Source organism: Methylobacterium sp. HMF5984 (genome assembly GCF_045033435.1).
Classification (GTDB): domain Bacteria; phylum Pseudomonadota; class Alphaproteobacteria; order Rhizobiales; family Beijerinckiaceae; genus Methylobacterium.
Window position 1 is genome coordinate 191,090 of sequence record NZ_JBJFLN010000001.1, and the last position, 23,338, is coordinate 214,427.

Consider the following 23,338-nt stretch of genomic DNA (forward strand, 5'->3'; position numbering starts at 1 on the left):
ACGAAGCGCGGCGCGTGAGGATCACGAGACCATGGACCGCATCCACATCACCGGCGGCGTGCCGCTCAACGGCACGATCCCGATCTCGGGGGCGAAGAACGCCGCCCTGCCGCTGATGATCGCGAGCCTGCTCACCGGCGACACGCTGGAGCTCGCCAACGTGCCGCGGCTCGCCGACATCGCCGCGCTGACGCGGATCCTCGGCAACCACGGCGTCGACCACATGGTGGTCGGCAAGCGCCCGGGGCAGACCACCGAGACCGGCCAGACCATCCGGCTCACCGCCTCCAACGTCATCGACACCACGGCGCCCTACGAGCTGGTCTCGACCATGCGGGCGAGCTTCTGGGTGGTCGCGCCGCTGCTGGCGCGCTTCGGCGAAGCCAAGGTCTCGCTCCCCGGCGGCTGCGCCATCGGCACCCGGCCGGTCGACCTCCTGATCATGGCGCTGGAGAGGCTCGGCGCGCAGATCGAGATCGATGCCGGCTACGTCGTCGCCAAGACCAAGAACGGCCTGCGCGGCGCCGAGATCGACTTCCCGAAGGTCACCGTCGGCGGCACCCACGTGGCGCTGATGGCGGCCTCCCTCGCCTACGGCACCACGGTGATCTCCAACGCCGCCCGCGAGCCGGAGGTGGTGGATCTCGCCGACTGCCTCACCAAGATGGGCGCCCGCATCCAGGGCGCCGGCACCCCGCGCATCGTGATCGAGGGCGTCGCCCGCATGAACGGCGCCCGCCACGAGGTGCTGCCCGACCGGATCGAGACCGGCACCTACGCCATGGCGGTGGCGATGACCGGCGGCGACGTAGTCTTGGAGAACACCCGCGCCGACCTGCTGCATTCGGCCCTCGACATCCTCTCCACCACCGGCGCCGAGATCACCCAGGTTCCCGGCGGCATCCGGGTGCGGCGCAACGGGGCGGGAATCGCGGCGGTCGACGTGACCACCGACCCGTTCCCGGGCTTCCCCACCGACCTGCAGGCGCAGTTCATGGCGCTGATGACCCTGGCCAACGGCCAGTCGCAGATCCGCGAGACCATCTTCGAGAACCGCTTCATGCACGTGCAGGAGCTGGCGCGCCTGGGCGCCCGGATCCGCCTCGAGGGCGACCTCGCCATCGTCGAGGGCGTCGACCGCCTCAAGGGCGCGCCCGTGATGGCGACCGACCTGCGCGCCTCGGTGTCGCTGGTGATCGCGGGGCTGGCGGCCGAGGGCGAGACCCAGATCAACCGGGTCTACCACCTCGACCGCGGCTTCGAGGCGCTGGAGGCCAAGCTCGCCCGCTGCGGCGCGCGGATCGAGCGCGTGCGGGCCTGAATCGCCCGCCGTATCGAGCGCCCGCCCGCCTGCATTCGGGCGGCGCGGGCCGGGCCCGGGCAGTCGAGCGCGGGCGGATGCGGCTGCGAAGACCGCCGATAATCCCAATCGATACGGTTTTATAGGATCGTCGTCTTGTCTCGTGCGGCTCGCACGAGCAGGGAATCTTAACGCGCGCCCGCCTAAGGACCGGCTCAAGCTCTCCGAGCATTTTCGAGACGGATCGATGTCGGCATTCTCACGTCTCGAGGCGCGCCTGCCCGCCATGACCATCGGGCTCGCGCTCCTCAGCGCCACGGCGATGGGCGGCTTCAGCTGGCACCAGGCCCGCGCCGGGCTGATGGAGGCGGCGCGCGAGCGGCTGCAGCTCGCCGCCGACGCGCGGCGCGACGGGGTCGAGCTGGTCGCCGACCGGATGCAGGCCGACTTCCTCACGGTGGCGGCGCACCCGCAGGTGGTGTCGAACGTCGCCGACCTGATCGAGACCCTCGACCCGTCCAAGCCCGACTATGCCGGCCTCCTCGCCGCCTTCCGGGCGCCGGAGACGGCGGCGGCGCGCATCGCGCTCGACGGCACGGCGACCAACACGATGTACGGGCGCCGGCACGCGAAGGTGCAGGAGGTCGCCCGCAAGCTGCTGGCGCAGGCGGGCTACGCCGACCTGATGGTGCTCGATGAGGGCGGGCGCATCGTCTACACCACCACCAAGGGCGAGGATTTCGCGCGGCCGGTCTCCGATCCGGCGCTGCGGGGAACCGGGCTGGCGCGGCTGTTCGAGCGCCTGAAGGCCGCCGACCCCGAGGCCGCCCTGTTCGAGGATTTCGCGGCCTATCCGGTCGATGCCGGGCCCTCCGCCTTCATCGGCCGCGCGGTGACGAAGCGCGCCAACGTCGCCATGGGCACGGCGCAGGCGGCCGAGCGCATCGGCTACGTCGTGATGCGGGTCGGGCCGGCCCTGTTCGACCCCACCCTGTCGAAGCGCACCGGCCTCGGCGAGACCGGGCAGACGCTCTCGGCCGGCGCCGACGGCCTGCTGCGCACCCGGCCCCCGCTGAACCCGGACGCCGAGGCCGGCAGCCCCCTCGATGCGCTCGGGATCGCCCCGGCCCGCCTCGCGGAGGGGCGGCCGTTCGACTTTTCGGGCGCGGACGGCCGGCACCTGGCGGCGTCCTCGGTCGTGTCGGTTCTCGGCGCGCCCTGGACGGTGATCGCCGAGCAGAGCCTCGACGAGGCGATCGGCGCCGTCTCGACCCTGTCGCGGACGCTGGCGCTGGTCGGGCTCGGGGTGCTGGCCGGCACCGCCATCCTCGGCCTGCTGCTGGCCCGGTCGATCGCGCGGCCCCTCGGCGCGCTCACCGCCGCGCTCAAGGCCCTGGCCGCCCGGCAGGCGCTGGAGCAGGTGCCCGGCAGCGGCCGGCGCGACGAGATCGGCGACATCGCCCGGGCGGTGGTAACGATCCGCGACGTCTCCCTCGAGGAAGCCGCGCAGCAATTGAAGACCACCGAGGCGGCGCGCCTGCGCGAGGCGCAGGCGCGCCGCGCCCTCCTCGGCGACCTCGCCGAGCGCTTCGAGCGGTCGGTCGGCGGCATCGTCGCGCGGGTCGCCGGCTCGGTGGCCGGCCTGCAGGTCGCCTCGGGCGGCATGCGCGACGCGGTCGCGGGCACCTCGCAGCGGTCGAGCAGCGTCGCGAGCACCGCCCACGAGACCGCCCGCAACGTCAACACCGTCGCCGCGGCGGCCGAGGAGCTCGGGGCCACGGTCCAGGAGATCGGGCGGCAGGTCGAGCAGGCGGCGGAGATGTCGGACGGCGCGGTGCGCGAGGCGGCCCGCACGCAGGCCGCCATGGATGCGCTGGCCGCGGCCGCGACCCGGATCGGCGACGTCGTCGGCCTGGTCTCGACCATCGCCGGGCAGACCAACCTGCTGGCCCTGAACGCCACGATCGAGGCGGCGCGGGCGGGCGAGGCCGGCCGCGGCTTCGCGGTGGTGGCGGCCGAGGTCAAGGACCTCGCCGCGCAGACCGCGCGGGCGACGGAGGAGATCGGCCAGCAGATCGCCTCGATCCAGGCCGCCGCGGGGGAGGCCTCGGGGGCGATCCACGCGATCACCGGGCGGATCGACGCGATGAACCAGGTGGCGACCAGCATCGCCGCCGCGGTGGAGGAGCAGGGCGTCACGACCCAGGAGATCGTGCGCAACATGGGCCAGGCCTCGGCCGGCACCGGCGCCATGACGGCGGACATCGCCGCCGTCGCCCGCGCGGCGGACGCCGCCGGCACCGAGGTCGCGGCGGTGCTGCTGGCCTCCGACGAGCTCGCCGACCAGTCGGCGCGGCTGCGCGCCGAGATCGGCACCTTCCTGGCGGGCGTCCGCGCCGCCTGAGCGAAGCGGGCCGCCTTTCAGGACTCGGGCCGGCTCCCCCTCGCCGGGGCGCGCCGATCGGCGGCCGGGGGAGGGGACGCTCCGTCGCCCGCCCGCACCCGCATCCGTCGCGGCGTCAGCCTGGTGGGCGCGCCTCGGGACGAAGTCGCGGGGGGAATCCCGATCGACGGGCGTCCGAAACGAGAAGGGCCGCCCGGCCCGGATGGCTGGACGGCCCCTCGCCGATGGGAAGCCTTCCGATCAGCGGCCGATGGCGCCGCGCTTGAACCCGAAGCCCGGGACTTCGCAGCCGCAGGACGAGTTGAACGGCGCCGGGCGGGTGACGCAGTTGCCGCGGGCGGTGACGCAGATGCTGCCGCCGCGGCCGCCGCGGAAGTCGTCGCGGCGACGGTCGTAGCGGTCCTCGTCGTAGTCGCGGCGGCGCGGGCGATCGTCGTCGTAGCCGCGGTCGAACCGGCGCGGGCCGCCGTAATCGTAGTACTGGGCGCTCGCCACGGTCGCGCCGAGGGTCGTCCCGAGGGTCAGGGCGGCGATGGCCGCGAGGGTGAGGCGCTTCATGGTCATAAGGTGTGTCCGTCTCCGGTCCGAGGTCGACGTGGGGTCGACCGGGTGTCTACGCGGGGCTGCCTGAACGTCGGCTGAGGCCGGCGCAACGGCTGTCCGCCCGGCGGCCCCGACGCTCAACGCGGCAGACTGCGCATCGGCCGCCACAATCGTCCGGTATAGTGCACGGCCGCCGCCCCGTCCGCCCTCGGCCTGCGACGACGGCCTGCGGTTGCCGGAACCGGCCGGCCTCGCTACTGACGCGGGCGAAAATGTTTCCCGTGAAACCTCCCCCGGAGCGGCCCCCCGACATGGAGCTCCTCAAGCTCGCGGCCCTCGACGCCGAGGACCTCACCGTCATCTCCGCCCACCTTCAGGATGCGGTGCTGAACGTGGCCGACCTCACCTTCCTCGCCGCCGAGCACCGCTTCGTGCTGGCGCTGCGCCGGTTCGACTGGCAGGCGCCGGAGACGCCGCGGCGGCGGCTCGCCGGCCTGCATTTCGAGCGCGTGCTCGGGGTCCGCACCCGCGGCCTGACGCCGGGGGATGCCAGCTTGAGCCTGCTCGCGATCACCTTCGAGGAGACCGAGGCGCCGTCCGGCATCGTCACGCTGCTGTTCTCCGGCCAGGCCGCGATCCGCCTCGACGTCGAGTGCATCGAGGCGCGGATGCAGGATCTCGGGCCGGTCTGGGAGGCCGACAGCCGCCCGGGCCACGCGGCGCCCGCCTCCGGCCCGTCGGCCTGAGCCGTCGCGTCCCACGCCCTCACCAGAAGAAGTGCCCGATGATCCGCCTCGATAGCAGCGACCCGACCTTCGCGGACGACTTCGCCCGGCTGCTCACGGTCAAGCGCGAGATCTCGGAGGACGTCGACGAGACCGTGCGCGCCATCATCGCCGGCGTGGTGCAGGGCGGCGACGCGGCGCTGGTCGACTACACCCGAACATTCGACCGGCTCGGCGACGGCTTCGGCGCGTCCGCCCTGCGTGTCACCGCGGACGAGATCGCGGCGGCGCTCGAAGCCTGCCCGGCCGAGGCGCTGGAGGCGCTGCGCTTCGCCGCCGCCCGGATCGAGGCGTTCCACGCCGAGCAGGTCCCGGGCGACCGCCGGACCACCGACGCCCTCGGCGTCACCTCGGGCTGGCGCTGGACCGCGCTCGAATCGGTCGGGCTCTACGTGCCCGGCGGCACGGCGAGCTACCCGTCCTCGGTGCTGATGAACGCGATTCCCGCCCGCGTCGCCGGGGTGCCGCGGATCGTGATGGTGGTGCCGATGCCCGACGGGCAGTCGAACCCGCTGGTGCTCGCCGCCGCGCATCTGTCGGGCGTCCACGAGGTCTATCGCGTCGGCGGGGCGCAGGCGGTGGCGGCGCTGGCCTACGGCACCGAGACGATCGCGCCGGTGGCCAAGATCGTCGGGCCCGGCAACGCCTACGTCGCGGCGGCCAAGCGCCGGGTGTTCGGCCAGGTCGGCATCGACATGATCGCCGGCCCCTCCGAGGTGCTGATCCTGGCCGACGGCCACGCCAACCCGGACTGGATCGCCGCCGACCTGCTGGCCCAGGCCGAGCACGACATCGCCGCCCAGTCGATCCTGATCACCAACAGCGCCGCGCTGGCCGAGGCCACGGAATCCGCCGTCGAGCGCGCGCTCGCCACCCTGCCGCGCCAGGAGATCGCGCGGGCGAGCTGGCGCGACTACGGCGCGATCGTCCGGGTCCGCAGCTTCGACGAGGCGGTGCCGCTGGTCGACCGCCTGGCGCCGGAGCACCTGGAGATCGAGACGCAGGACGCCGAGGCGCTCTCGCGAAAAATCCGCAACGCCGGGGCGATCTTCCTCGGCTCGCACACGCCCGAGGCGATCGGCGACTACGTCGGTGGCCCCAACCACGTCCTGCCGACCGCGCGCTCGGCGCGGTTCTCGTCCGGCCTCGGGGTGCTCGACTTCATGAAGCGCACCACGATCCTGGCCTGCACGCCGGAGAGCTTGCGGGCGCTCGGCCCCGCGGCGATAACGCTGGGCCGGTCGGAGGGCCTCGAGGGGCACGCCCGCTCCGTCGCGATCCGGCTGAACCTTTGAAGGCACGCGCACGATGTCGGAGGTCAAGGCGGGGGAGACGGGGGTCGAGAAGTGGGTCGAGCCGGCCGGGAAGGGCACGGATCGCCTGATCGGGGTCACGCTCGACGAGGACTCGATCGGCCGCGGCAACCCCGACCAGGAGCACGAGCGCGCGATCGCGATCTTCGACATCCTCGAGGACAACCACTTCGCGATCCCGGGCCGCACCGGGCCCTACGCGCTCAACCTCGGGCTCGTCGAGAACAAGCTCTCCTTCGCGATCCTGTCCCCGACGGGCGACCCGGTGATGACCCACCTGCTGTCGCTGACCCCGTTCCGCCGGGTGATCCGCGACTACGAGATGATCTGCGAGAGCTACTACAACGCCATTCGCACCGCCTCCCCGACGCAGATCGAGGCGATCGACATGGGCCGGCGCGGCCTGCACAACGAGGCGTCCGAGACCCTGAGGGAGCGCCTGGCCGGCAAGGTCGACCTCGACCACGACACCGCCCGGCGGCTGTTCACCCTGGTCTTCGCCTTGCACTGGAAGGGCTGAGGTGGGCCTGCGCCGCCGACGCCCACACCGGCACAGACGCTGAGAGCCCCCGCGCGATGGACGTCCTCGTCCCGCCTCCGCCCGGCGACCTCGTCGTGCCGCGCAAGCGCCGGGTCCAGTCGGTGCTGTTCATGTGCAACTTCAACGCCGTGCGCTCGCCCGCGGCGGAGGTGATCGCGCGCCACTACTTCGGCAAGTCGATCTACGTGCAGTCGGCCGGCGTGCGCTCGGGCGAGCCGGTCGACCCGTTCATGGTCGCGGCGCTGGACGAGATCGGCATCGACGCCAGGAAGCACCGGCCCCGCACCATCGAGGAGCTCGACGAGTGGGAGGGGCTGAACTTCGACCTGATCGTGACGCTGGCCCCCGAAGCGCACCACAAGGCGCTGGCGATGACCCACACCCTGGCGGCCGACGTCGAGTACTGGCAGACGGCGGACCCGACCATCCTCCAGGACGCCTCCCGCGAGCAGCGCATGGACGCCTACCGCGACGTCCGCGACGGGCTGACCTACCGGATCAAGATGCGGCTGAAGGGGTAGGGGACGCGGCGCGGGAGGCTCCGCGGTCGATCTGGCGCTTCCCCGCCGCGCGAACCGATCGCAGCGCATCCCGCGCGAAGGTCTGCCGCACTCACCTGTTTTGCCGGCAAAGCGCGGGTCCCCTCTCCCGTTTGGGAGAGGGGACCCGTTCGGCGCGAGGTGGTCGACACGATCGGTGTGCGGCGGGGAAGTCGCGCCCTCACGCCTCCAGCCGGCGCATCCCGGTGATCGCGCCGTAGCTGTTGGCGGCGATCCGTTCCGCCGCCCGACGCAGGGGCTCGACCGCCACCGCCATGTGATGGCCGTTGGCGTGGATCAGGGTGTCGGCGTCGAGCATCAGGCCGGTATGGCCGCGCCAGTCGACGAAGTCGCCGCGGCGCAGGCCGTCGAAGCCGATCGGCAGGGCGCGGCCGACGGCGCCGGCCTGCTGGTCGGCGTCGCGCGGACAGGGCAGGCCGGCGAGATCGAGGCAGAGCTGGACCAGGCCCGAGCAGTCAAGCCCGAGGCTGGTGCGCCCGCCCCACAGGTAGGGCGTCCCGACCAGCCGCTCGGCGGTGGCCGCGTAGTCCGGCACCGTGCGGTCGAGGGGCGCGCAGTGGGCGGCGAAGACGAAGGCGTCGCCGACCCGGACGAAGTCGCCGGCCGTGTCTGCGACCGCGATCCGCGCCCCGAGCCCGAGATGGCCGAGCGCCGGGCGCTTCATGTCGGGGGCGGGGTAGAGGAAGCTGCGCAGGGCCGTCACCCGGTGGGTCGGGGCCGGGTCGGCCGGGCCGAGGCTCGCCGCCGGCAGGTAGCCGACATAGCCGTCGCGCACGAGCTGGACCCAGGCGAACCCGTCGCCGACCTCGTACACGGCGACCGCGTCGCCCATCACCGCCTCGGTCTCGAGCCCGGCCTCCGGTCGCGGCATCCGGCGAAGCGGGGCGGCCGGGACCACGACCCGGCGCGGCTCGCCGGCGACGAAGCGCGCCGCCTCGACCGCGCCGCGCAGGCGGATGTCGGCGAGGTCCGGCCGAGCCGGCGTGGTGCGCGGATCGTGGATCGCGGTCGGCGGGCTCGTCATCACGGCTCGGGGCTGCGGCTGTCTCGGAATCTGCGGGCGTCTCGGGGCTCATGATCGCGGGCCGCGGTGACCGAACCACGCCACGGGACGCGTCTCCTCCCGCGCCATTTCGACGCATCGTCGTGCTGCTTGAGACGGCAACTGCATCATGAATGCGCCAGCGCGCCCGCAGGATCGCGGCGCACCTCTGCCTGCCTCTTCGGCACGCCGGGGCATGCATGGCAGACGGCGACGGCCTCGTTTTGATGCGGTGCACAATCGGCGCGAATCGGGTACGGTGGGCCATGACGAGCGCGAGCCCTGCCGTGAAGAAGTCGAAGAAGAGCTTTGCCGACCTGCCGCCGATCCGGGTCCGCCGCGAGCCGCCGACGATCGTCGAGGCGGTGACCGCCGCGCAGGACCTGTCCGACGACCTCGAGCAGCAGATCGAGATCGCGGCCGGGCTGATCGGCCTGCCCGCCGAGGAGGTCCGCCCGCACGTCGTCGCGGCGCTGCGGGCCAAGCCCGAGCGCGTGCCGGAGCGGATCATCGCCCAGGCCGGCCCGAGCCGGGCGCCGCGCACCGTCATCGTCGAGCGCCGCACCCGCCCGCCGGTGATCGTCGAGCGCCGCGGCCGCCCGCTCGATCCGCGGCGCTGACGGCGCCCGCGGACCGCCTTCGGGTCCCGCGCTACCAGGCGAGCGTCTCGCCGCGGTAGTCGAGATAGGCCGTGCCGGGCCGGCCGAGCCGGGCCTCGATCACGTCGGCCATGCCGGCGACGCTGGTCGCCACGTCGATGTCGGCCCCGTCGCCGCCCATCTCGGTCCGCACCCAGCCCGGATGCATCAGCACCACGCTCAGGTTCTCCGCCGCGTGGCGGATCGCGAAGCTGCGGACCAGGGTGTTCAGCGCCGCCTTGCTGGCGCGGTAGTTTTCCCAGCCGCCGGAGGTGTTGAGCCCGACGCTGCCGAGGATCGAGCTCATGAACACCAGGCTGCCGCCGGGCGCGAGCCGATCGCGGAAGGCTTCGGCGAAGCGGACCGGGCTGATCGCGTTGGTGAGGTAGACCTGCGCCGCGACCGGCCGCGGCACCGCGTGCAGCGGATCGTGCGCCTGCGTCGCCACGCCGGCCACCACGAACACCAGGTCGAATGTTCGGGACGCCAGCCGGTCGTGCAGGGCCGAGACCGCTTGGTCGTCGTCGATGTCGGCGGTCTCGATCGTCAGCGCCTCGGATTCGAGGGCGGCCAGGCCCGGCGAGGCCTTGCGCTGGGTCGCGGTGACGCGCCAGCCGCGCCCCAGGAAGGTCTCGACGAGCCCGAGCCCGAGGCCGCGCGAGGCCCCGACGATCAGCGCGTTCCTGGCCGACGGATGTTCGAGTTCTGCCATGGAATGTCTCCTGCGAGGCCGGGTTCGGGATTTCTTGGGAGGAAGGTGGCTTCATCGCGCGATGCGGAAAGCGCCGTTGGGGATCGCCCGGTGTGCCGCCGCACGTTCGGTACCTCCACCCTCGGACGCAGCTTCGACACGCCCCCCTTCCCTCCCCCGACGATCTCGGGCTTGCCCGCGATCCGCACGCTGTGTGCCCAAGTCGGGCAGGCCCGACTTGGGTGCGGGGGAGGGGAAGGCGACGTGGGCGCCTTGCGCGCGAAACGTACGGGTTCGGCGCCTTGCCCCGTTCCCTCAATCCCCCGTCTGCACCGCCCAGGTGGCGTGGCGGATGCCCGGTTGCGCCTGCAGGGCGGCGACCACCGCGTCGAGCTCCTTGGCCGCCACCGCGCTGGCGATGAGGGTCGCGACCACGTCCACCGCCGCGTCGCCGCGCTCCTCGACCTCGACGCCGCCGACCGGGTAGCCCGCCGCTTCCAGCCGCTCGACCAGCATGTCCTGGGCGGGGCCCGCGGTGCCGGGGGCGGTGGTGACCTGGACCTCGTAGGTCGCCTCCGTCGCGCTCTCGTCGATCGGCGCGCGGTTGATCGCGTTGACGAGCGGGCGCAGCAGGGTGTTGCAGGCCAGGACCGCGACCGCCACGAACAAAGCCTCCAGCGGCAGGTCGGCGCCGGCGAAGGCGCCGACTGCGGCCGAGCACCACAGGGTCGCAGCCGTGTTGAGGCCGCGCACGTTCATGCCCTCCTTCATGATCACGCCGGCGCCGAGGAAGCCGATGCCGGAGATCACGTAGGCGACGGTGCGGGTCGCGCCCTCGGCCCCGGTCAGCCGCATGCCGAGATCGACGAAGGCGGCCGCCCCCACCGCCACCAGCACTGCCGTGCGCAGGCCGGCGGTGCGCTGGCGGTACTGCCGCTCGGCGCCGATCAGGGTGCCGAGCACAAAGGCCACGATCAGGCTGATCGCCGAATTGACCGGCTCGGGGAGGGGCGTGGGCAGAAGGACCATCCGGTCTCCTAGACGGGCGCGCATGACGGTTCCGTGACGGGAGCCGGTCCCAACCCGAGGTCGCAGCGGGATTGACGGGTGCCCCGGGCAGCGGGCACACCGGCTCGACTATGGATCGATCAAGAATCCAAGTGCGGCGGGTTCAGCCCGCCGGGTTCGACGAGGAGACGTGCAGGATGAAGGCTTCCTTCCAGCCGGCCCGGCCGTGTCGCGCAGGGTCCGTGCGCGCATGAGCGGCGCTGCGCTTGCCGAGCGTCCGGCTGCCGCCGCCGATCCGTTGCGGGCCCGCATCCTCGAGCTCCGCGCCGGCCTGGAGCACGGCCTGATCGGCTGCGAGGGCCTGGTCGAGCGCCTGATGATCGGGCTGCTCACCGGCGGCCACCTGCTGATCGAGGGGGCGCCGGGGCTGGCCAAGACCCGCGCCGTCAAGCGCCTCGCCGACGGGCTCGACGGCTCCTTCGCCCGCATCCAGTGCACGCCCGACCTGATGCCCGCCGACCTCACCGGCACCACCGTGTGGCGCCAGGATGCCGGCACCTTCGAGTTCCTGCCCGGCCCGCTGTTCCACTCGCTGATCCTCGTCGACGAGGTCAACCGCGCGCCGCCGAAGGTGCAGTCGGCCCTGCTCGAGGCGATGGCGGAAGGCCAGATCACCGTCTCCGGCGCGACCCATCCGCTCGCCGACCCGTTCATGGTGGTGGCGACCCAGAACCCGATCGAGCATGCCGGCACCTTCCCGCTGCCCGAGGCGCAGCTCGACCGCTTCCTGCTCCACGTCGTGGTCGGGATGCCGGACGAGGCCTCCGAGCGGAAGATCCTCGACCTCGTCGAGGGCGAGCTCAACCATCACGGCGAGGCGATGCCGGTGAAGCTCTCGGTCGCCGAGGTGCTGGCCGCGCGCGAGGCCGCGCTGAAGACCTACGTCTCGCCGGCGCTGAAGGATTATCTCGTGCGCATCGTCGCCGCGACCCGCACCGATTCCGCGGCGCCGGACCTGCGCGCCGCGATCGAGCATCCGGCCTCGCCGCGCGGCACGCTGGCGCTGATGGTCGCCGGCAAGGCGCGGGCCTACCTCCACGGCCGCGACCACGTCGTCCCCGAGGACGTGGCGGACCTCGCCGCCGACGCGCTCTCCCACCGCATCGGCCTGACCTGGCGCGCGGCCGCGGAAGGGCTCACCACCCGCGGCATCGTCGGCGGATTGGTCCAGCGGGTGCGGGCGCTCTGAGGGTGGTCCCGGCAACCGCGAGAAGGCCCCGCGCGACCACGCCCTGCGCGGGCCCCCTCTCCCATGGGGAGAGGCGGCCGCGCCGCGCTGGCCGGATTCCGGCATGACCGCCACCGCCGCCCCCGAGACGAACCCGGCCTTCCACCTTTCCGGCGAGGCGCTGATGGGCCTGCGCCACCTCGCGCGCCGCGGCGTCACGCCGGCGACGCGGACGCTGGCGGGCCTGCCCGGCGGCATCGTCACCAAGCGCCGCGGGCGCGGCTCGGAGCCCGACGACGTGCGGCTGTGGTCGGAGGGCGACGACCGCCGCCACATCGACCGCAACGCCACCGCGCGCACCGGCATCCTGCACGTGCGCACCCACCACGACGAGCGCGACCGCGCGGTGGTGCTGCTCGCCGATTTCCGCCCCTCGATGCTGTTCGGTACCCGCCGGGCGCTGCGCTCGGTGGCGGCGGCCGAGGCGCTGGCGCTGCTCGGCTGGCGCGTCGTCGGCGACGGCGGCCGCGTCGGCCTCGTGGTCGCGGGCGCGGACGAGCCGACGGCTTTGCGCCCGGCCGGCGGCGAGCGCGCGATGACGGCCGTCACCGGCGCGCTCGCGTCGGCCCACGCCCGCGCCCTCGCGCAACCCGCCGCCGCCGACCCGCCGCTCGACGCGCTGCTGACGCTGGCCCGCAGCCTGCTGCCGTCCGGCGGCCACCTCGTCCTCGCTTCGGCGCTCGACAGCCCCGGCCCCGACTTCGACCGCCTGCTGACGCTGCTCGCCGAGAGCCTGTCGATCCGCCTGATCCTGGTGAGCGACGCCTTCGAGCGGTCCCGGCCGCCGGGCTTCTACCCCTTCGCCCTGCCCGACGGCCGCCGCGGCACTGTCCAGTCCGCACGCCAGGCCGCCCGCGAGCCGGCGCCCGCGCGCCTCGCCGCCGACGAGCGCCTGGCCGACTACGCCCGCCGCGGCATCGCGGGCCTGCGCCTCGACGTCGAGGCCGGCCCGGAGGCCTACGCCCCGCTGATGGAGCGGCTCGATGCGGTGTTGTGAAGCCGCCGCCGTTTCCCTCCCCCCCTGCTCCGCAGGGTACCCTCCCCCGCACCCAAGTCGGGCCCGCCCGACTTGGGCACACGAGGCGCGGATCTCGGGCTTGCCCGAGATCCGTCGGGGGGAGGGGGTGCGTATGCCCGCAGGCGGAAAACGATGACCCCCGCCGACGCTCCTCCCACCCTCGAGGCCCTGCGCGGGCTGCACCTGCCGAACCAGGCGGCGGGGGCGATCTCCGGCGAGGTCGTGGTCGCGATCCTGGCGGGCTTCGCCGCCGCGCTGCTCGTCGGTCTGGTGCGCTATCTCCGGGTCCGCGCCCGCGCCACGGTCCGCCGCGCGGCGTTGCGCGATCTCGCCGCCGCGCGAAACCTCGACCCGGAGGCCCGGCTCGTGGCGCAGGCCCGGCTGCTGCGCCGCGTCGCCCGCACCGTGCAGGGCGAGGATGCGGCGAGCGCGCAAGGGACGGCCTGGGCGCACAGGCTCGACGGGCTGTTCGCCACCACCTTCTTCACCGAAGGCGCCGGGCGCGTCCTCGCCGAGGGGCTCTATCGCCGCAGCGACCGGCCGGACCCGGCCGTCCTCGATGCCGAGCTCGGGCGCCTGATCGGGCGGATGCGCGGATGAGCCTGCTCCCGGCCTGGGTCACGGCGCTCGGTTCCGCGTTCGATTGGGCGGCACCGCTGGCGCTGCTGCTGCTGCCGCTGCCGCTGCTGGTCCAGCGCTTCGTCCCGGCCGAGGCCGCGGGCGGCAGCGGTGCGCTCCGCGTGCCGGCCTCGCTGGTGGCGCGCGCCGAGGCCGGCGCCGACGTCGCCGCCCGCGGCCGGCGCCGGACCTGGCTGATCTGGACCTTGTGGGCGGCCCTCGTCGTCGCGCTCGCCGGGCCCCGCCTCGTCCTGCCGGCCACCGCCCTGCCGGCCTCGGGCCGCGAGATCATGCTGGCGATGGACCTGTCCGGCTCGATGGAGCGGCGCGACTTCTCGCTCGACGGCGAGACCGTGAACCGCCTCGTCGCGGTCAAGCGCGTGGGCGCCGACTTCATCCGCCGCCGCGCCGGCGACCGCATCGGCCTGGTGATCTTCGCCGACCAGGCCTTCGTCGCGGCCGGGCTCACCTTCGACACGGCGAGCGTGGCGCGGGCCCTGGAGGAGGCGACGATCGGCCTCGTCGGCCGCTCCACCGGCATCGGCGACGGCCTCGGGCTTGCGCTGCGCCGGCTCGATCCGAAGGATTCCGGCATCGACGGTCAGCCGGTCGCGTCCTCGAAGGCGGTGATCCTGCTCTCCGACGGCGCCAACAACGCCGGCCAGACCACGCCGCGGGACGTGGCGGCTTTGGCAAAGGACCTCGGCATCAAGGTCTACACCATCGCCCTCGGCCCCCGCGACATGGCCGACGCCGACGGCGAGCAGGACGTGGTCGACACCGAGACGCTGCGCGAGATGGCCGAGATCACCGGCGGCAAGGCGTTCCGGGTGCGGACCACCGACGACCTCGTCGCGGTGGCCGACGCCATCGACACCCTGGAGGGCGGCCGCGCCAAGGCCCCCCCGGTGCCCCTGCGCCGCGACCTCTGGCCCTGGCCGGCGGCGCTCGCCTTCGCCTGCGCCGGGCTGCTCCTGGCTTCTCGGAGGCGGGGATGATGCCAGCGCGCGGGCTCGTGCCCGCCTTGCCGCCGACCGTTTCGCGCATCCCCTCTCCCCGCACGCGGGGAGAGGGCCGCGACGACCCCGTCGTCGTCGCGGCGAGGCGGCAGCCGACGGTGAGGGGGCTTCGACCGGCGAGCCTCCCAGGGCACCGTCCCCTCACCGCCGCCTCGGCTTCGCCTCCGCTTCCCGGCCGCACGACGAGGTGCGGCCGGGCCTCTCCCCGCGTGCGGGGAGAGGGGGGCCCTCCCCACTGCCGGGGCATCCCGCGATGACCGTCCTCGACGCCTACGCGCTGCTGCGGCCGTGGTGGCTGCTGGCGATTCCCCTGGTCGCCGTGCTGGCCTTCCGCGCCGCCGCCCGCGCCGCGCCCCTCGGCGACTGGGCGCGGGCGGTCGATCCGGCGCTGATGGCGCTGATGGTCCGGCGCGGGGCGGTGCTCGGCGGGCGGCGGCAGGCGAACCTCGCGGCCGCGCTCGCCGCCGGCTTCGTGGCGCTGGCGCTCACCGGCCCCGCGGTCGAGCGCAAGGACGCGACGACCTTCCGCAACCTCGACGCGACGGTCATCGTCGCCGACCTGTCGCGCTCGGTCGCCGAGGGCGGCGGGCTGAAGGACCTGCGCCAGATCGCGCAGGGCGTGGCCGAGGCCGCCGGCACCCGCGCGGTGGCGCTGGTGGTCTATGCCGGCGACGCCTACGTCGCGACCGGGCCGACCACCGACCGCGACAGCTTCGGCACCACCCTGTTCGCGCTCGATGCTGACACGGTGCCCGACCGCGGCAGCCACCCCGAGCGCGGGCTGGCGCTGGCCCGCCGCACCCTGGAGGAGGCCGGCGCGCTCGCCGCCGACGTGGTGCTGATCACCGACGGCGACGGCATCGGCGACGCGGCCCTGCGCGAGGCCGAGGCGATGCGGGCCAAGGGCTGGCGGCTCCAGGGGGTGTTCGTGCCGGCGCAGAAGACCCTGCCGCCCGGCGCGCCGAAGACCGACCGGGCCGCCCTCGACCGGCTCGCCGCCGCCGGCGGCGGGGTCGCGGCCGACCTATCGACACCCGCCCCGGTGCTCGACGCGGTCGGCGCCGGCACCGCGCAGCACCTGGCGGCGGGCGGCTACGCCGTGCTCGCCTTCGCCGATCTCGGGCGCTGGCTTCTGCTGCTCGCGCTGGGGCCGGCGCTGATCCTGTTCCGGAGGAGCGCGTGATGGCCGCCTTCGCGCTCGGCCGCCGGCCGCTCTCCCCCGCCGTCTCGGCCGCGCTCTCGCGCGGCTGGCGGCGCTGGGCCCGGACCTTCGGGCTCGCCGCGGCCGGGGCCGGCATCCTCGCGCTGATGCTGGTCTCGCAGCCGCGCACCGGCCTCGGCCGCCTGCTGATCGGGGTCGGACTGCCCTCGGCGGCGCTCGCGGTGCTCGACGATCCGGCCTGGCGCGGGCCGGCCCTGTACGAGGCCGGCCGCTACGACGAGGCGGCGGCCGTGTTCCGCAACGGCGGCCGGCGCAACGCCTACAACCTCGGCAACGCGCTCGCCCGGACGGGCGACTATGCCGGCGCGATCGAGGCCTACGACGCGGCGCTGCAGTTCAACCCGCGCGACGCCGACGCGCAGGCCAACCGCTCGCTGATCGCCCAGCTCGTCGCCGAGGCGATCGACCGCAAGGGCGGCGGCACCGCCAACGGCTCGGCGCAGTACGGCGCCCGCTACAACAACACCGCCAACCAGGAGAAGGACAACACCCTCCAGGCTAATTCCAGCGGCGAGGGCCTGGCGGGCAACAAGGAGGCGAGCTCCTCGGCCTCGATCCCCGGCAACAGCAAGGTCGCGCGCCGCGGCCAGGCCGAGCAGCAGACCGTGGAATCGGGCCGCGGCGAGGCCCGGGGCTCGGCCGGCGACGCCGCCGGGCGCGGCCGCACCGGCGGCGGTTCGGCGATGGTGGCCGAGGCCCCCGAGAAGGAGGTGCGCCGCGTCACCAAGAGCTTCGAGGCGCACGAGATCCGCCCCGACCGCCTCTGGCTCCAGACCCTGCCGGACGACCCCGGCCGCTACCTCAAGCTCCGCCTCAAGGCCGAGCAGGCCCGCCGCATCGAAGCCGGCACCAGCATGCCCGCCGGGAGCAACCCATGGTGAGGTTTTGGACTGCGCCGCGCCGCGTCCCTCACGAGCAGACACTTTCGGGTTCATGGCCTTCGCAAACGCGGTTCTCAGGCCCACCCCGTCATCCCGGGGCGCCGGAGGCGAGCCCGGGATCCAGAACCGCAGGGCGTTGGTCGTCATGCGCCGTCGGCGGCTCTGGATCCCGGGCTCTGCTGCGCAGCCCCGGGATGACGGGGTGGCGCGGATCCAAGCGCGATCGATACGGCTCCGATGCGAGGCATGAACACCGTGGCCCGCAAAGGGGGGAGGAAAGGGCAGGTCGCATGCGATGGACCGTCCTGTTCGCCGCCCTCCTCCTGGCCCAGCCCGCCCGCGCCGAGGTCGAGCCGGGCGACCTCACCCTCACGGTCACGCCCGAATTGAACGGCAACGCCGCGCCGTTCGTGCGCGAGATGGTGCTGCTGCGCATCCACGGGGTCTACAAGCAGCAGATCCTGCTCGAGGAGGTGATCCAGCCGACGCTGGCCAACTTCAGCTGGAGCCAGCTCGGCCGCGACCGCTGGAGCAGGACCAAGCTGAAGGACGGCCAGAGCGCCATCGCCTTCGACCGGGTGATCGCGGTGTTCCCGCACCATGCCGGCGACTTCACGATCGAGCCGTTCGACCACCGCCTGACGATCAACGACGACGGCCAGCGCCGGGTGATCGACGTGCGCTCCGGCCCGGTCGCGCTGCCGGTGGCGACCTGGTCCAAGGAGGGCGGCGGCCCGGACGCCAAGGAGCCGTGGTGGCTGCCGGCCAAGGACGTAACGATCACCGATTCCTGGTCGCCCGACCCGGAGACGGTGAAGCTCGGCGACACCACCCGGCGCATCGTGACGGTGGAGGCGCAGGGCATGGTCGCCGAGGGGCTGCCGCCGCGCCCGGTGATGCGCACCCGCGGCATCCTCACCTTCGCCGGCCCGGTCACCCGCGAGACCCTGATCACCCCCGCCGGCCCGGTGGCGCGCGCCACCTACCAGTGGGACGTGAAGGCCGGCGTGCCTGAGATCATCCCCCTCGACGCGATCGTCATCCCCTGGTTCGACACGGTGTCGCGCACGATGCGCGAGGCCGAGATCCCCGCCCGCCAGATCGGCGGCGGCCTGCCCGACCGGGAAGGCGACCTCGCCCCCCCGCTCGCCACCGCGCCGTGGGTCGCGGCCGCCGCCGGGCTCGCCGCCTTCGGCCTCGGGCTGGCGCTGATCGGGTTCGGGACGGGCGCCGGGCGCCTGCGGCTGCCGCGCGGCGCCCGGGCGGCCCTGCGCCGCGCGGCGGCCGCGAACGACGCCGCCGCCTTCCGCGCCGCGACGCTCTCGGCCGAGCCCGACCTCGCCCGGGCCTGGCGCGCCGACCCCGATACCACCGCCGGCCTCGCGGGCCTCGACCGCGCGCTCTACGCGCCGGGCGGTGCCGCGGCGCCGGACCTCCGGGCGCTCGCCCGCCGGCTGTCGCGCCCCGTCCGCCTGCGGGGCGCGGGCCCGGTCGCGGCCGACCGGCTCCATCCGCTCGACGGCCCCTTGAACGGCCCCTTGAACGGCCCCCTCGATCGCCCGCTCGGCCGCTGACGCCCGGCGCCGGGCCCTCCTCAGTCGACCGCGATGGCGACGAGGGAGAACAGCCCGGCGAGCAGCAGGTTGGCGACGAGCACGAGGGCGATGACGGTCATGGACATCTTGTCGGTTGGGGCGGCCGGTCCGGCGCGCCGCCGTCCATAGCCCGGGCGCCCGGGCCCTGTCCGCGGGGCCGCCGGCGAAGCGCGAAAAGTCCCGCCGGCGATGCAGGCCGGCCACGTCACCGCGGAGCCGCAGGCAAGCGCCGACGGCGCGTCGGAACGTGCACGCCTTGCGTGTGCAACGCTTTCCCCACACCATCCTTAACGATCGGTTCGCGAACGGGGTGCGGCATGACGATGACAGCGATCGGCGGGGCCCTGACGGCGGCGTCCGGCTTCTTCGGCCTCGGCGGCCGCCTGCGCGCCGACGCGCCCGCGGCCCGCCCGGCGGCCGACGACGCCTTCGCCCCGCAGGCCGACGGCCCCGCCCCCGGCGATCCCTGGTTCGAGGCCGTGGCCGAAGCGCTGGCCGAGGCGGGATACCTCGACAGCTAGGGCGTCCGCGGCCTCGCGGTTCCTCCGCGTCCATGCATGCCTGGACGGGATCGCGGCTGCGCCGTCGCCTGTCCGTCATCGCCTCGCAGGCGCGGCACCGTTCGGCCCGAGACGCTAAAACGTTCGTTCTAAGAAACGGGCCGGTCACCGCAAATATCTTCTTCGGATGGGACGGTTCGGAGAAGATCCGGTTTTTCGCGTGTGAAATACCAGCGGGCTCGGCAAGCGATGGCGCATCGAAGCGCCGTGTTCCGGTCGTGCAGCGCCGCTCGACCAGTTGACAACGTTCTGTAAAAAGAACGAAAACCCGGTCTCTTCGTAGGGGATACGGGCCGAGGCCGGCGCGCATCCCGCGGTGATGACCGGAGGATCGGCGTGAGCGAGCGGCACGGAACACGGCGGACGGGGCGGATCGGGCGGCGGGCGGCCTTGGCGGGGCTGTGCCTGGCCGGCGGCCTGCTCACGGTGGTCGGCGCGCACGCCGAGACGGCCCTGCTCAACGTCTCGTACGATCCGACGCGCGAGCTCTACCGCGACATCAACGCGGCCTTCGCCGAGGACTGGAAGGCCAGGACCGGGGAGACCGTGACGGTGCGCGCCTCGCATGGCGGCTCGGGCTCGCAGGCCCGCACGGTGATCGACGGGGTCGACGCCGACGTGGTGACGCTGGGCATCCCCTCCGACATCGACGCGATCGCCAAGCTCACCAAGCGCATCCCCGAGGATTGGCGCGGCAAGCAGCCGAATGCCGGCCTGCCCTACACCTCGACGGTGGTGTTCCTCGTGCGCAAGGGCAACCCGAAGGGCGTCAAGGACTGGGGCGACCTCGCCAAGCCCGACATCAAGGTCATCACCCCGAACCCCAAGACCTCGGCCGGCGGGCGCTGGAACTTCCTCGCCGCCTGGGGCTACGCCTACAACCAGGACAAGGACGCGGCCAAGGCCGACGCCTTCGTCGGCACCGTCTACAAGAACGTGCCGGTGCTCGACACCGGCGCCCGCGGCTCCACCGTCACCTTCGCCCAGCGGGGCCTGGGCGACGTGCTGCCGACCTGGGAGAACGAGGCCTACCTCGTGCTCCAGGAGTTCGGCGCCGACAAGTTCGACATCGTCGTGCCGCCGACCTCGATCTACGCCGAGCCGCCGGTGGCGCTGGTCGACGCCAACGTCGACCGCAAGGGCACCCGCAAGCAGGCCGAGGCCTACCTGGCCTTCCTCTACACCGACAAGGCGCAGGCGATCTTCGCCAAGCACCATTACCGCCCCTTCAAGCCCGCCGCGGCGGCCGAGGCCGACCTCAAGCAGCTGCCGGACATCAAGCTGTTCAAGATCGAGGATCTCCAGGGCAACTGGGACGAGATCCAGAAGCGGAACTTCGACACCGGCGGCCTGTTCGACCAGCTGAGCCGCCAGGGGCGGTAGCGCCGACCGACCCCCTCTCCCTATCCGGGCAGCCGATCCCGGGCAGGCCCGAGGTCGCCGGGAGAAGGGACCCGCGATCGGGCCAGCCGCGTCGACCGATCCGAACGTTTCTCGAGAGACTTCCCATGGTCGCCCCACCCCGCCCGAAGCGGCGCTTCCGACAAGCCAGCGTGATCCCCGGCTTCGGGCTCACCTTCGGCTACACGCTGACCTGCCTCGGGCTGGTGGTGCTGCTGCCGCTGGCCGCCCTCGTCGCCAAGGCCTCGGGCCTCGGCCTCTCGGGGATCTGGTACGTCGCCACCGACCCGCGCGTGGCCAGCGCCCTCAGGATCAGCTTCGGCGTGTCGCTGCTCGCCGCGCTCACCGCCTCGGTGTTCGGCTTCCTCGTCGCCTGGGTGCTGACCCGCTACCGCTTCCCGGGCCGCAAGCTCGTCGACGCCGTGGTCGACCTGCCCTTCGCCCTGCCGACCGCGGTGGCGGGCATCGCGCTGGCCTCGCTCTATGCCCCGAACGGCCTCGTCGGCGCGCAGCTGGCGCGGCTCGGCATCCAGGCGGCCTACACACCGGTCGGCATCTTCATCGCCATGGTGTTCATCGGCCTGCCGTTCGCCGTGCGCACCGTGCAGCCGCTGATCGCCGAGATCGACAAGGAGGTCGAGGAGGCCTCCGCGACGCTGGGCGCCACCCGGTGGACGACGCTGATCAAGGTGGTGCTGCCGCCGCTGATCCCGGCGGTGCTCACCGGCTTCGCGCTGGCCTTCGCCCGCGGCGTCGGCGAGTACGGCTCGATCATCTTCATCGCCGGCAACCTGCCCTACGTCTCCGAGATCGCGCCGCTGCTGATCGTCATCAAGCTCTCGGAGTTCGATTACGGGGGCGCGGCCGCCATCGCCACGATCATGCTCGGGATCTCGTTCCTGACCCTGCTGGCGATCAACCTGATCCAGGCCTGGAGCCGCCGGAGGTTCGGTTATGTCTGATCTGAGCCTGACGGCCGCGCCGGCGCAGGAGGAGGCCGCCAGCGAGGGCCGCCTCGTGCGCGGGCTGCTGATCGGCACCGCGGTGGTGTTCCTGGCGCTGTTCCTGGTGCTGCCGCTGTTCACGGTGTTCGCCCAGGCGCTCTCCCGCGGCGTGGGCGCCTATCTCGAGGCCTTCTCCGAGCCCGACGCCTGGACCGCGATCCGCCTGACGCTGACGGTGGCGGCGATCGCCGTGCCGTTCAACCTCGTCTTCGGGGTCGCGGCCGCCTGGGCCATCGCCAAGTTCGAGTTTCCCGGCAAGAGCCTGCTGATCACGCTGATCGACCTGCCGTTCTCGGTCTCGCCGGTGGTCTCGGGGCTGATCTACGTGCTGCTGTTCGGGAGCCGCGGCCTGTTCGGCGGCTGGCTGCAGGACCACGGCATCCAGATCCTGTTCGCGCTGCCCGGCATCGTGCTGGCGACGGTGTTCGTCACCTTCCCGTTCGTCGCCCGCGAGCTGATCCCGCTGATGCAGGAGCAGGGCAACGCCGAGGAGGAGGCGGCGCTGACGCTCGGCGCCACCGGCCTCCACACCTTCCGCACGGTGACGCTCCCCAACATCCGCTGGGGCCTGCTCTACAGCGTGCTTCTCTGCAACGCCCGCGCCATGGGCGAGTTCGGCGCGGTCTCGGTGGTGTCCGGGCATATCCGCGGCCTGACCAACACCATCCCGCTCCACGTGGAGATCCTCTACAATGAGTACAATTTCGTCGCCGCCTTCGCCGTCGCTTCGCTCCTTGCCGGACTCGCCCTTGTCACCCTCGCCCTCAAATCCCTCCTCGAATGGCGCTACGGGGCGGAGCTCGGGTCGCGGGCACGGCATTAACGCGAACTCGACCGCGATCCGCGTCGAGGGCCTGTCGAAGACCTTCGACACGGCCGCCGTGCTGCACGACTTCAACCTCGACGTGCGCGCGGGCGAGCTGCTCGGCCTGCTCGGCCCCTCGGGCTCGGGCAAGACGACGCTGCTGCGCATCATCGCCGGGCTCGACACGCCGGACCGCGGCCGCATCCTGTTTGGCGGCGACGACGCCACCTTCCTGCCGGTGCAGCAGCGCGCGGTCGGGTTCGTGTTCCAGCACTACGCGCTGTTCAAGCACATGAGCGTGGCCGACAACATCGCCTACGGGCTGAACGCGCGAAAGCGCGCGGAGCGGCCGCCGGCGCAGGAGATCAAGCGCCGCGTCGGCGAGCTGCTCGACCTGATCCGGCTGTCGGGCTTCGCCGACCGCTATCCCTCGCAGCTCTCGGGCGGCCAGCGCCAGCGCATCGCGCTCGCCCGCGCGCTCGCCGTCGAGCCGCGCGTCCTACTCCTCGACGAGCCGTTCGGCGCGCTCGACGCGCAGGTCCGCAAGGACCTGCGCCGCTGGCTGCGCGAGATCCACGACCGCACCGGCCAGACCACGATCTTCGTCACCCACGACCAGGACGAGGCGCTGGAGCTCTCCGACCGCGTCGCCGTGCTCGACAAGGGGCGGCTCGAGCAGGTCGGCACCCCGGACGAGGTCCAGGAGAACCCGGCCTCGGCCACCGTGCTGCGCTTCCTCGGCGACGCCATCGAGGTCGAGGCGATCGCCGAGGGCGGCCGGGTCCGCGTCGACGGCAAGCCGACCCCGGTCGCCGCGCCCGCCGGCCTCATCGGCCCGGTGAAGCTGTTCGTGCGGCCCTGGCAGCTCCAGCTGGTGGAGCCCGCCACCGCCCACCTCACCGGCACCGTCCGCTCGTCCTACCGCAGCCAGGGCCGCCAGCGCATCGAGGTCGGCCGCCCCGACGGCGGCCTGCTGATCGTCGAGGATTCCGACGGCGAGCGCTACGCCGCCGGCCGCGAGGTCGGCCTGCGGATCAACGGGGGGTACGTGTTCGGGTAAGCTTCCTCTACGAGGGTACCAGGCTCACGCATCTCTGCCTGA

Annotated in this window: 25 protein-coding genes; 20 read left to right on the top strand and 5 right to left on the bottom strand. The window is 73.5% G+C overall.

Annotated elements, in window-relative coordinates; genetic code table 11:
• Positions 1-31: 31 nt before the first annotated feature.
• Positions 32-1,321, top strand: coding sequence for a UDP-N-acetylglucosamine 1-carboxyvinyltransferase (gene murA, locus ACFZ8E_RS00915; RefSeq protein ID WP_147843963.1), 1,290 nt, complete (start codon positions 32-34; stop codon positions 1,319-1,321).
• A 226-nt stretch (positions 1,322-1,547) separates the two neighbouring features.
• The gene (locus ACFZ8E_RS00920; RefSeq protein WP_405041723.1) at positions 1,548-3,704 is read left to right on the top strand and encodes a methyl-accepting chemotaxis protein; all 2,157 of its coding nucleotides are present in this window, start codon (positions 1,548-1,550) and stop codon (positions 3,702-3,704) included.
• Between the two features lie 240 nt (positions 3,705-3,944).
• On the opposite strand, the gene ACFZ8E_RS00925 is transcribed toward ACFZ8E_RS00920, so the two are convergent.
• On the bottom strand, positions 3,945-4,268 hold the full coding sequence (locus ACFZ8E_RS00925) for a hypothetical protein (RefSeq protein ID WP_405041724.1): 324 nt from the start codon (positions 4,266-4,268) through the stop codon (positions 3,945-3,947).
• A gap of 290 nt (positions 4,269-4,558) precedes the next feature.
• Here ACFZ8E_RS00925 and ACFZ8E_RS00930 point away from each other — a divergent pair, with 290 nt between their 5' ends.
• The 4 genes from ACFZ8E_RS00930 to ACFZ8E_RS00945 are packed head-to-tail and all read left to right on the top strand — an operon-like array spanning position 4,559 to position 7,407.
• Positions 4,559-4,993 (top strand): DUF2948 family protein, encoded by a 435-nt coding sequence (locus ACFZ8E_RS00930; protein WP_405044305.1) that lies wholly within the window; start codon positions 4,559-4,561, stop codon positions 4,991-4,993.
• Between the two features lie 38 nt (positions 4,994-5,031).
• Positions 5,032-6,327 carry a histidinol dehydrogenase gene (hisD, locus tag ACFZ8E_RS00935; protein WP_405041725.1) on the top strand — a complete coding sequence of 432 codons (1,296 nt, stop codon included), beginning with the start codon at positions 5,032-5,034 and terminating at the stop codon, positions 6,325-6,327.
• A 13-nt stretch (positions 6,328-6,340) separates the two neighbouring features.
• A complete protein-coding gene (locus tag ACFZ8E_RS00940; protein ID WP_405041726.1) occupies positions 6,341-6,865 on the top strand; it encodes a UPF0262 family protein in 525 nt (174 codons plus the stop codon).
• Positions 6,866-6,921: 56 nt separating this feature from the next.
• On the top strand, positions 6,922-7,407 hold the full coding sequence (locus tag ACFZ8E_RS00945; RefSeq protein ID WP_243946362.1) for a low molecular weight phosphatase family protein: 486 nt from the start codon (positions 6,922-6,924) through the stop codon (positions 7,405-7,407).
• A 199-nt stretch (positions 7,408-7,606) separates the two neighbouring features.
• Here the strand turns inward: ACFZ8E_RS00945 and ACFZ8E_RS00950 are convergent, their stop codons facing one another.
• The gene (locus tag ACFZ8E_RS00950; RefSeq protein WP_405041727.1) at positions 7,607-8,470 is read right to left on the bottom strand and encodes a C40 family peptidase; all 864 of its coding nucleotides are present in this window, start codon (positions 8,468-8,470) and stop codon (positions 7,607-7,609) included.
• Positions 8,471-8,775: 305 nt separating this feature from the next.
• Between ACFZ8E_RS00950 and ACFZ8E_RS00955 the strand changes: the two genes are divergently transcribed.
• The gene (locus tag ACFZ8E_RS00955; RefSeq protein WP_405041728.1) at positions 8,776-9,108 is read left to right on the top strand and encodes a hypothetical protein; all 333 of its coding nucleotides are present in this window, start codon (positions 8,776-8,778) and stop codon (positions 9,106-9,108) included.
• Positions 9,109-9,139: 31 nt separating this feature from the next.
• On the opposite strand, the gene ACFZ8E_RS00960 is transcribed toward ACFZ8E_RS00955, so the two are convergent.
• Positions 9,140-9,838 (bottom strand): SDR family oxidoreductase, encoded by a 699-nt coding sequence (locus ACFZ8E_RS00960; protein WP_147843314.1) that lies wholly within the window; start codon positions 9,836-9,838, stop codon positions 9,140-9,142.
• Between the two features lie 294 nt (positions 9,839-10,132).
• Complete coding sequence (locus ACFZ8E_RS00965; protein WP_147727387.1) at positions 10,133-10,846, bottom strand: MgtC/SapB family protein; 714 nt, start codon at positions 10,844-10,846, stop codon at positions 10,133-10,135.
• A gap of 229 nt (positions 10,847-11,075) precedes the next feature.
• Here ACFZ8E_RS00965 and ACFZ8E_RS00970 point away from each other — a divergent pair, with 229 nt between their 5' ends.
• From ACFZ8E_RS00970 to ACFZ8E_RS01000, 7 genes are all read left to right on the top strand, one after another.
• Positions 11,076-12,074 carry a MoxR family ATPase gene (locus ACFZ8E_RS00970; protein WP_243938762.1) on the top strand — a complete coding sequence of 333 codons (999 nt, stop codon included), beginning with the start codon at positions 11,076-11,078 and terminating at the stop codon, positions 12,072-12,074.
• A 103-nt stretch (positions 12,075-12,177) separates the two neighbouring features.
• Positions 12,178-13,110: a DUF58 domain-containing protein gene (locus tag ACFZ8E_RS00975; RefSeq protein ID WP_405041729.1), complete on the top strand. Its 933-nt coding sequence runs from the start codon at positions 12,178-12,180 to the stop codon at positions 13,108-13,110.
• 153 nt (positions 13,111-13,263) lie between these two features.
• Positions 13,264-13,731 carry a DUF4381 family protein gene (locus tag ACFZ8E_RS00980; protein WP_147844791.1) on the top strand — a complete coding sequence of 156 codons (468 nt, stop codon included), beginning with the start codon at positions 13,264-13,266 and terminating at the stop codon, positions 13,729-13,731.
• On the top strand, positions 13,728-14,747 hold the full coding sequence (locus tag ACFZ8E_RS00985; RefSeq protein WP_405041730.1) for a VWA domain-containing protein: 1,020 nt from the start codon (positions 13,728-13,730) through the stop codon (positions 14,745-14,747). The genes ACFZ8E_RS00980 and ACFZ8E_RS00985 overlap by 4 nt, the downstream gene beginning before the upstream one ends.
• 274 nt (positions 14,748-15,021) lie before the next feature.
• The gene (locus tag ACFZ8E_RS00990; protein WP_405041731.1) at positions 15,022-15,951 is read left to right on the top strand and encodes a VWA domain-containing protein; all 930 of its coding nucleotides are present in this window, start codon (positions 15,022-15,024) and stop codon (positions 15,949-15,951) included.
• The gene (locus ACFZ8E_RS00995; RefSeq protein ID WP_243989372.1) at positions 15,951-16,871 is read left to right on the top strand and encodes a tetratricopeptide repeat protein; all 921 of its coding nucleotides are present in this window, start codon (positions 15,951-15,953) and stop codon (positions 16,869-16,871) included. Before ACFZ8E_RS00990 ends, ACFZ8E_RS00995 begins: the two co-directional genes overlap by 1 nt.
• Before the next feature lie 290 nt (positions 16,872-17,161).
• Complete coding sequence (locus ACFZ8E_RS01000; RefSeq protein WP_405041732.1) at positions 17,162-18,445, top strand: hypothetical protein; 1,284 nt, start codon at positions 17,162-17,164, stop codon at positions 18,443-18,445.
• A gap of 20 nt (positions 18,446-18,465) precedes the next feature.
• Here ACFZ8E_RS01000 and ACFZ8E_RS01005 read toward each other — a convergent pair whose 3' ends face one another.
• Positions 18,466-18,675 (bottom strand): hypothetical protein, encoded by a 210-nt coding sequence (locus ACFZ8E_RS01005; RefSeq protein WP_147860227.1) that lies wholly within the window; start codon positions 18,673-18,675, stop codon positions 18,466-18,468.
• 108 nt (positions 18,676-18,783) lie between these two features.
• Between ACFZ8E_RS01005 and ACFZ8E_RS01010 the strand changes: the two genes are divergently transcribed.
• From ACFZ8E_RS01010 to ACFZ8E_RS01035, 6 genes are all read left to right on the top strand, one after another.
• Entirely contained in the window at positions 18,784-18,987 is a 204-nt protein-coding gene (locus tag ACFZ8E_RS01010) for a hypothetical protein (RefSeq protein WP_243985733.1), read from the top strand.
• A gap of 32 nt (positions 18,988-19,019) precedes the next feature.
• The gene (locus tag ACFZ8E_RS01015; protein WP_147727629.1) at positions 19,020-19,268 is read left to right on the top strand and encodes a hypothetical protein; all 249 of its coding nucleotides are present in this window, start codon (positions 19,020-19,022) and stop codon (positions 19,266-19,268) included.
• Positions 19,269-19,398: 130 nt separating this feature from the next.
• Positions 19,399-20,409, top strand: coding sequence for a sulfate ABC transporter substrate-binding protein (locus tag ACFZ8E_RS01020; RefSeq protein ID WP_147727632.1), 1,011 nt, complete (start codon positions 19,399-19,401; stop codon positions 20,407-20,409).
• A 125-nt stretch (positions 20,410-20,534) separates the two neighbouring features.
• Positions 20,535-21,389 (top strand): sulfate ABC transporter permease subunit CysT, encoded by an 855-nt coding sequence (gene cysT / locus ACFZ8E_RS01025; RefSeq protein WP_147727628.1) that lies wholly within the window; start codon positions 20,535-20,537, stop codon positions 21,387-21,389.
• Complete coding sequence (gene cysW, locus ACFZ8E_RS01030; RefSeq protein ID WP_147727627.1) at positions 21,382-22,254, top strand: sulfate ABC transporter permease subunit CysW; 873 nt, start codon at positions 21,382-21,384, stop codon at positions 22,252-22,254. Before cysT ends, cysW begins: the two co-directional genes overlap by 8 nt.
• A gap of 58 nt (positions 22,255-22,312) precedes the next feature.
• Positions 22,313-23,296, top strand: coding sequence for a sulfate/molybdate ABC transporter ATP-binding protein (locus ACFZ8E_RS01035; RefSeq protein ID WP_246686631.1), 984 nt, complete (start codon positions 22,313-22,315; stop codon positions 23,294-23,296).
• Positions 23,297-23,338 lie beyond the last annotated feature (42 nt).

Bases quoted from the DNA above. Each gene is read 5' to 3' on its own strand.
- ACFZ8E_RS00920 (WP_405041723.1), top strand. From the start codon at position 1,548: ATGTCGGCATTCTCACGTCTCGAGGCGCGCCTGCCCGCCATGACCATC.
- ACFZ8E_RS00990 (WP_405041731.1), top strand. From the start codon at position 15,022: ATGACCGTCCTCGACGCCTACGCGCTGCTGCGGCCGTGGTGGCTGCTG.
- murA (WP_147843963.1), top strand. From the start codon at position 32: ATGGACCGCATCCACATCACCGGCGGCGTGCCGCTCAACGGCACGATC.
- ACFZ8E_RS00980 (WP_147844791.1), top strand. From the start codon at position 13,264: ATGACCCCCGCCGACGCTCCTCCCACCCTCGAGGCCCTGCGCGGGCTG.
- ACFZ8E_RS00995 (WP_243989372.1), top strand. From the start codon at position 15,951: ATGGCCGCCTTCGCGCTCGGCCGCCGGCCGCTCTCCCCCGCCGTCTCG.
- ACFZ8E_RS00960 (WP_147843314.1), bottom strand. From the start codon at position 9,838: ATGGCAGAACTCGAACATCCGTCGGCCAGGAACGCGCTGATCGTCGGG.
- ACFZ8E_RS00950 (WP_405041727.1), bottom strand. From the start codon at position 8,470: ATGACGAGCCCGCCGACCGCGATCCACGATCCGCGCACCACGCCGGCT.
- ACFZ8E_RS00965 (WP_147727387.1), bottom strand. From the start codon at position 10,846: ATGGTCCTTCTGCCCACGCCCCTCCCCGAGCCGGTCAATTCGGCGATC.
- cysW (WP_147727627.1), top strand. From the start codon at position 21,382: ATGTCTGATCTGAGCCTGACGGCCGCGCCGGCGCAGGAGGAGGCCGCC.
- ACFZ8E_RS00975 (WP_405041729.1), top strand. From the start codon at position 12,178: ATGACCGCCACCGCCGCCCCCGAGACGAACCCGGCCTTCCACCTTTCC.
- ACFZ8E_RS00940 (WP_405041726.1), top strand. From the start codon at position 6,341: ATGTCGGAGGTCAAGGCGGGGGAGACGGGGGTCGAGAAGTGGGTCGAG.
- ACFZ8E_RS00945 (WP_243946362.1), top strand. From the start codon at position 6,922: ATGGACGTCCTCGTCCCGCCTCCGCCCGGCGACCTCGTCGTGCCGCGC.
- ACFZ8E_RS01000 (WP_405041732.1), top strand. From the start codon at position 17,162: ATGCGATGGACCGTCCTGTTCGCCGCCCTCCTCCTGGCCCAGCCCGCC.
- ACFZ8E_RS00930 (WP_405044305.1), top strand. From the start codon at position 4,559: ATGGAGCTCCTCAAGCTCGCGGCCCTCGACGCCGAGGACCTCACCGTC.
- ACFZ8E_RS01015 (WP_147727629.1), top strand. From the start codon at position 19,020: ATGCATGCCTGGACGGGATCGCGGCTGCGCCGTCGCCTGTCCGTCATC.
- ACFZ8E_RS01010 (WP_243985733.1), top strand. From the start codon at position 18,784: ATGACGATGACAGCGATCGGCGGGGCCCTGACGGCGGCGTCCGGCTTC.
- ACFZ8E_RS00970 (WP_243938762.1), top strand. From the start codon at position 11,076: ATGAGCGGCGCTGCGCTTGCCGAGCGTCCGGCTGCCGCCGCCGATCCG.
- hisD (WP_405041725.1), top strand. From the start codon at position 5,032: ATGATCCGCCTCGATAGCAGCGACCCGACCTTCGCGGACGACTTCGCC.
- cysT (WP_147727628.1), top strand. From the start codon at position 20,535: ATGGTCGCCCCACCCCGCCCGAAGCGGCGCTTCCGACAAGCCAGCGTG.
- ACFZ8E_RS00985 (WP_405041730.1), top strand. From the start codon at position 13,728: ATGAGCCTGCTCCCGGCCTGGGTCACGGCGCTCGGTTCCGCGTTCGAT.
- ACFZ8E_RS00925 (WP_405041724.1), bottom strand. From the start codon at position 4,268: ATGACCATGAAGCGCCTCACCCTCGCGGCCATCGCCGCCCTGACCCTC.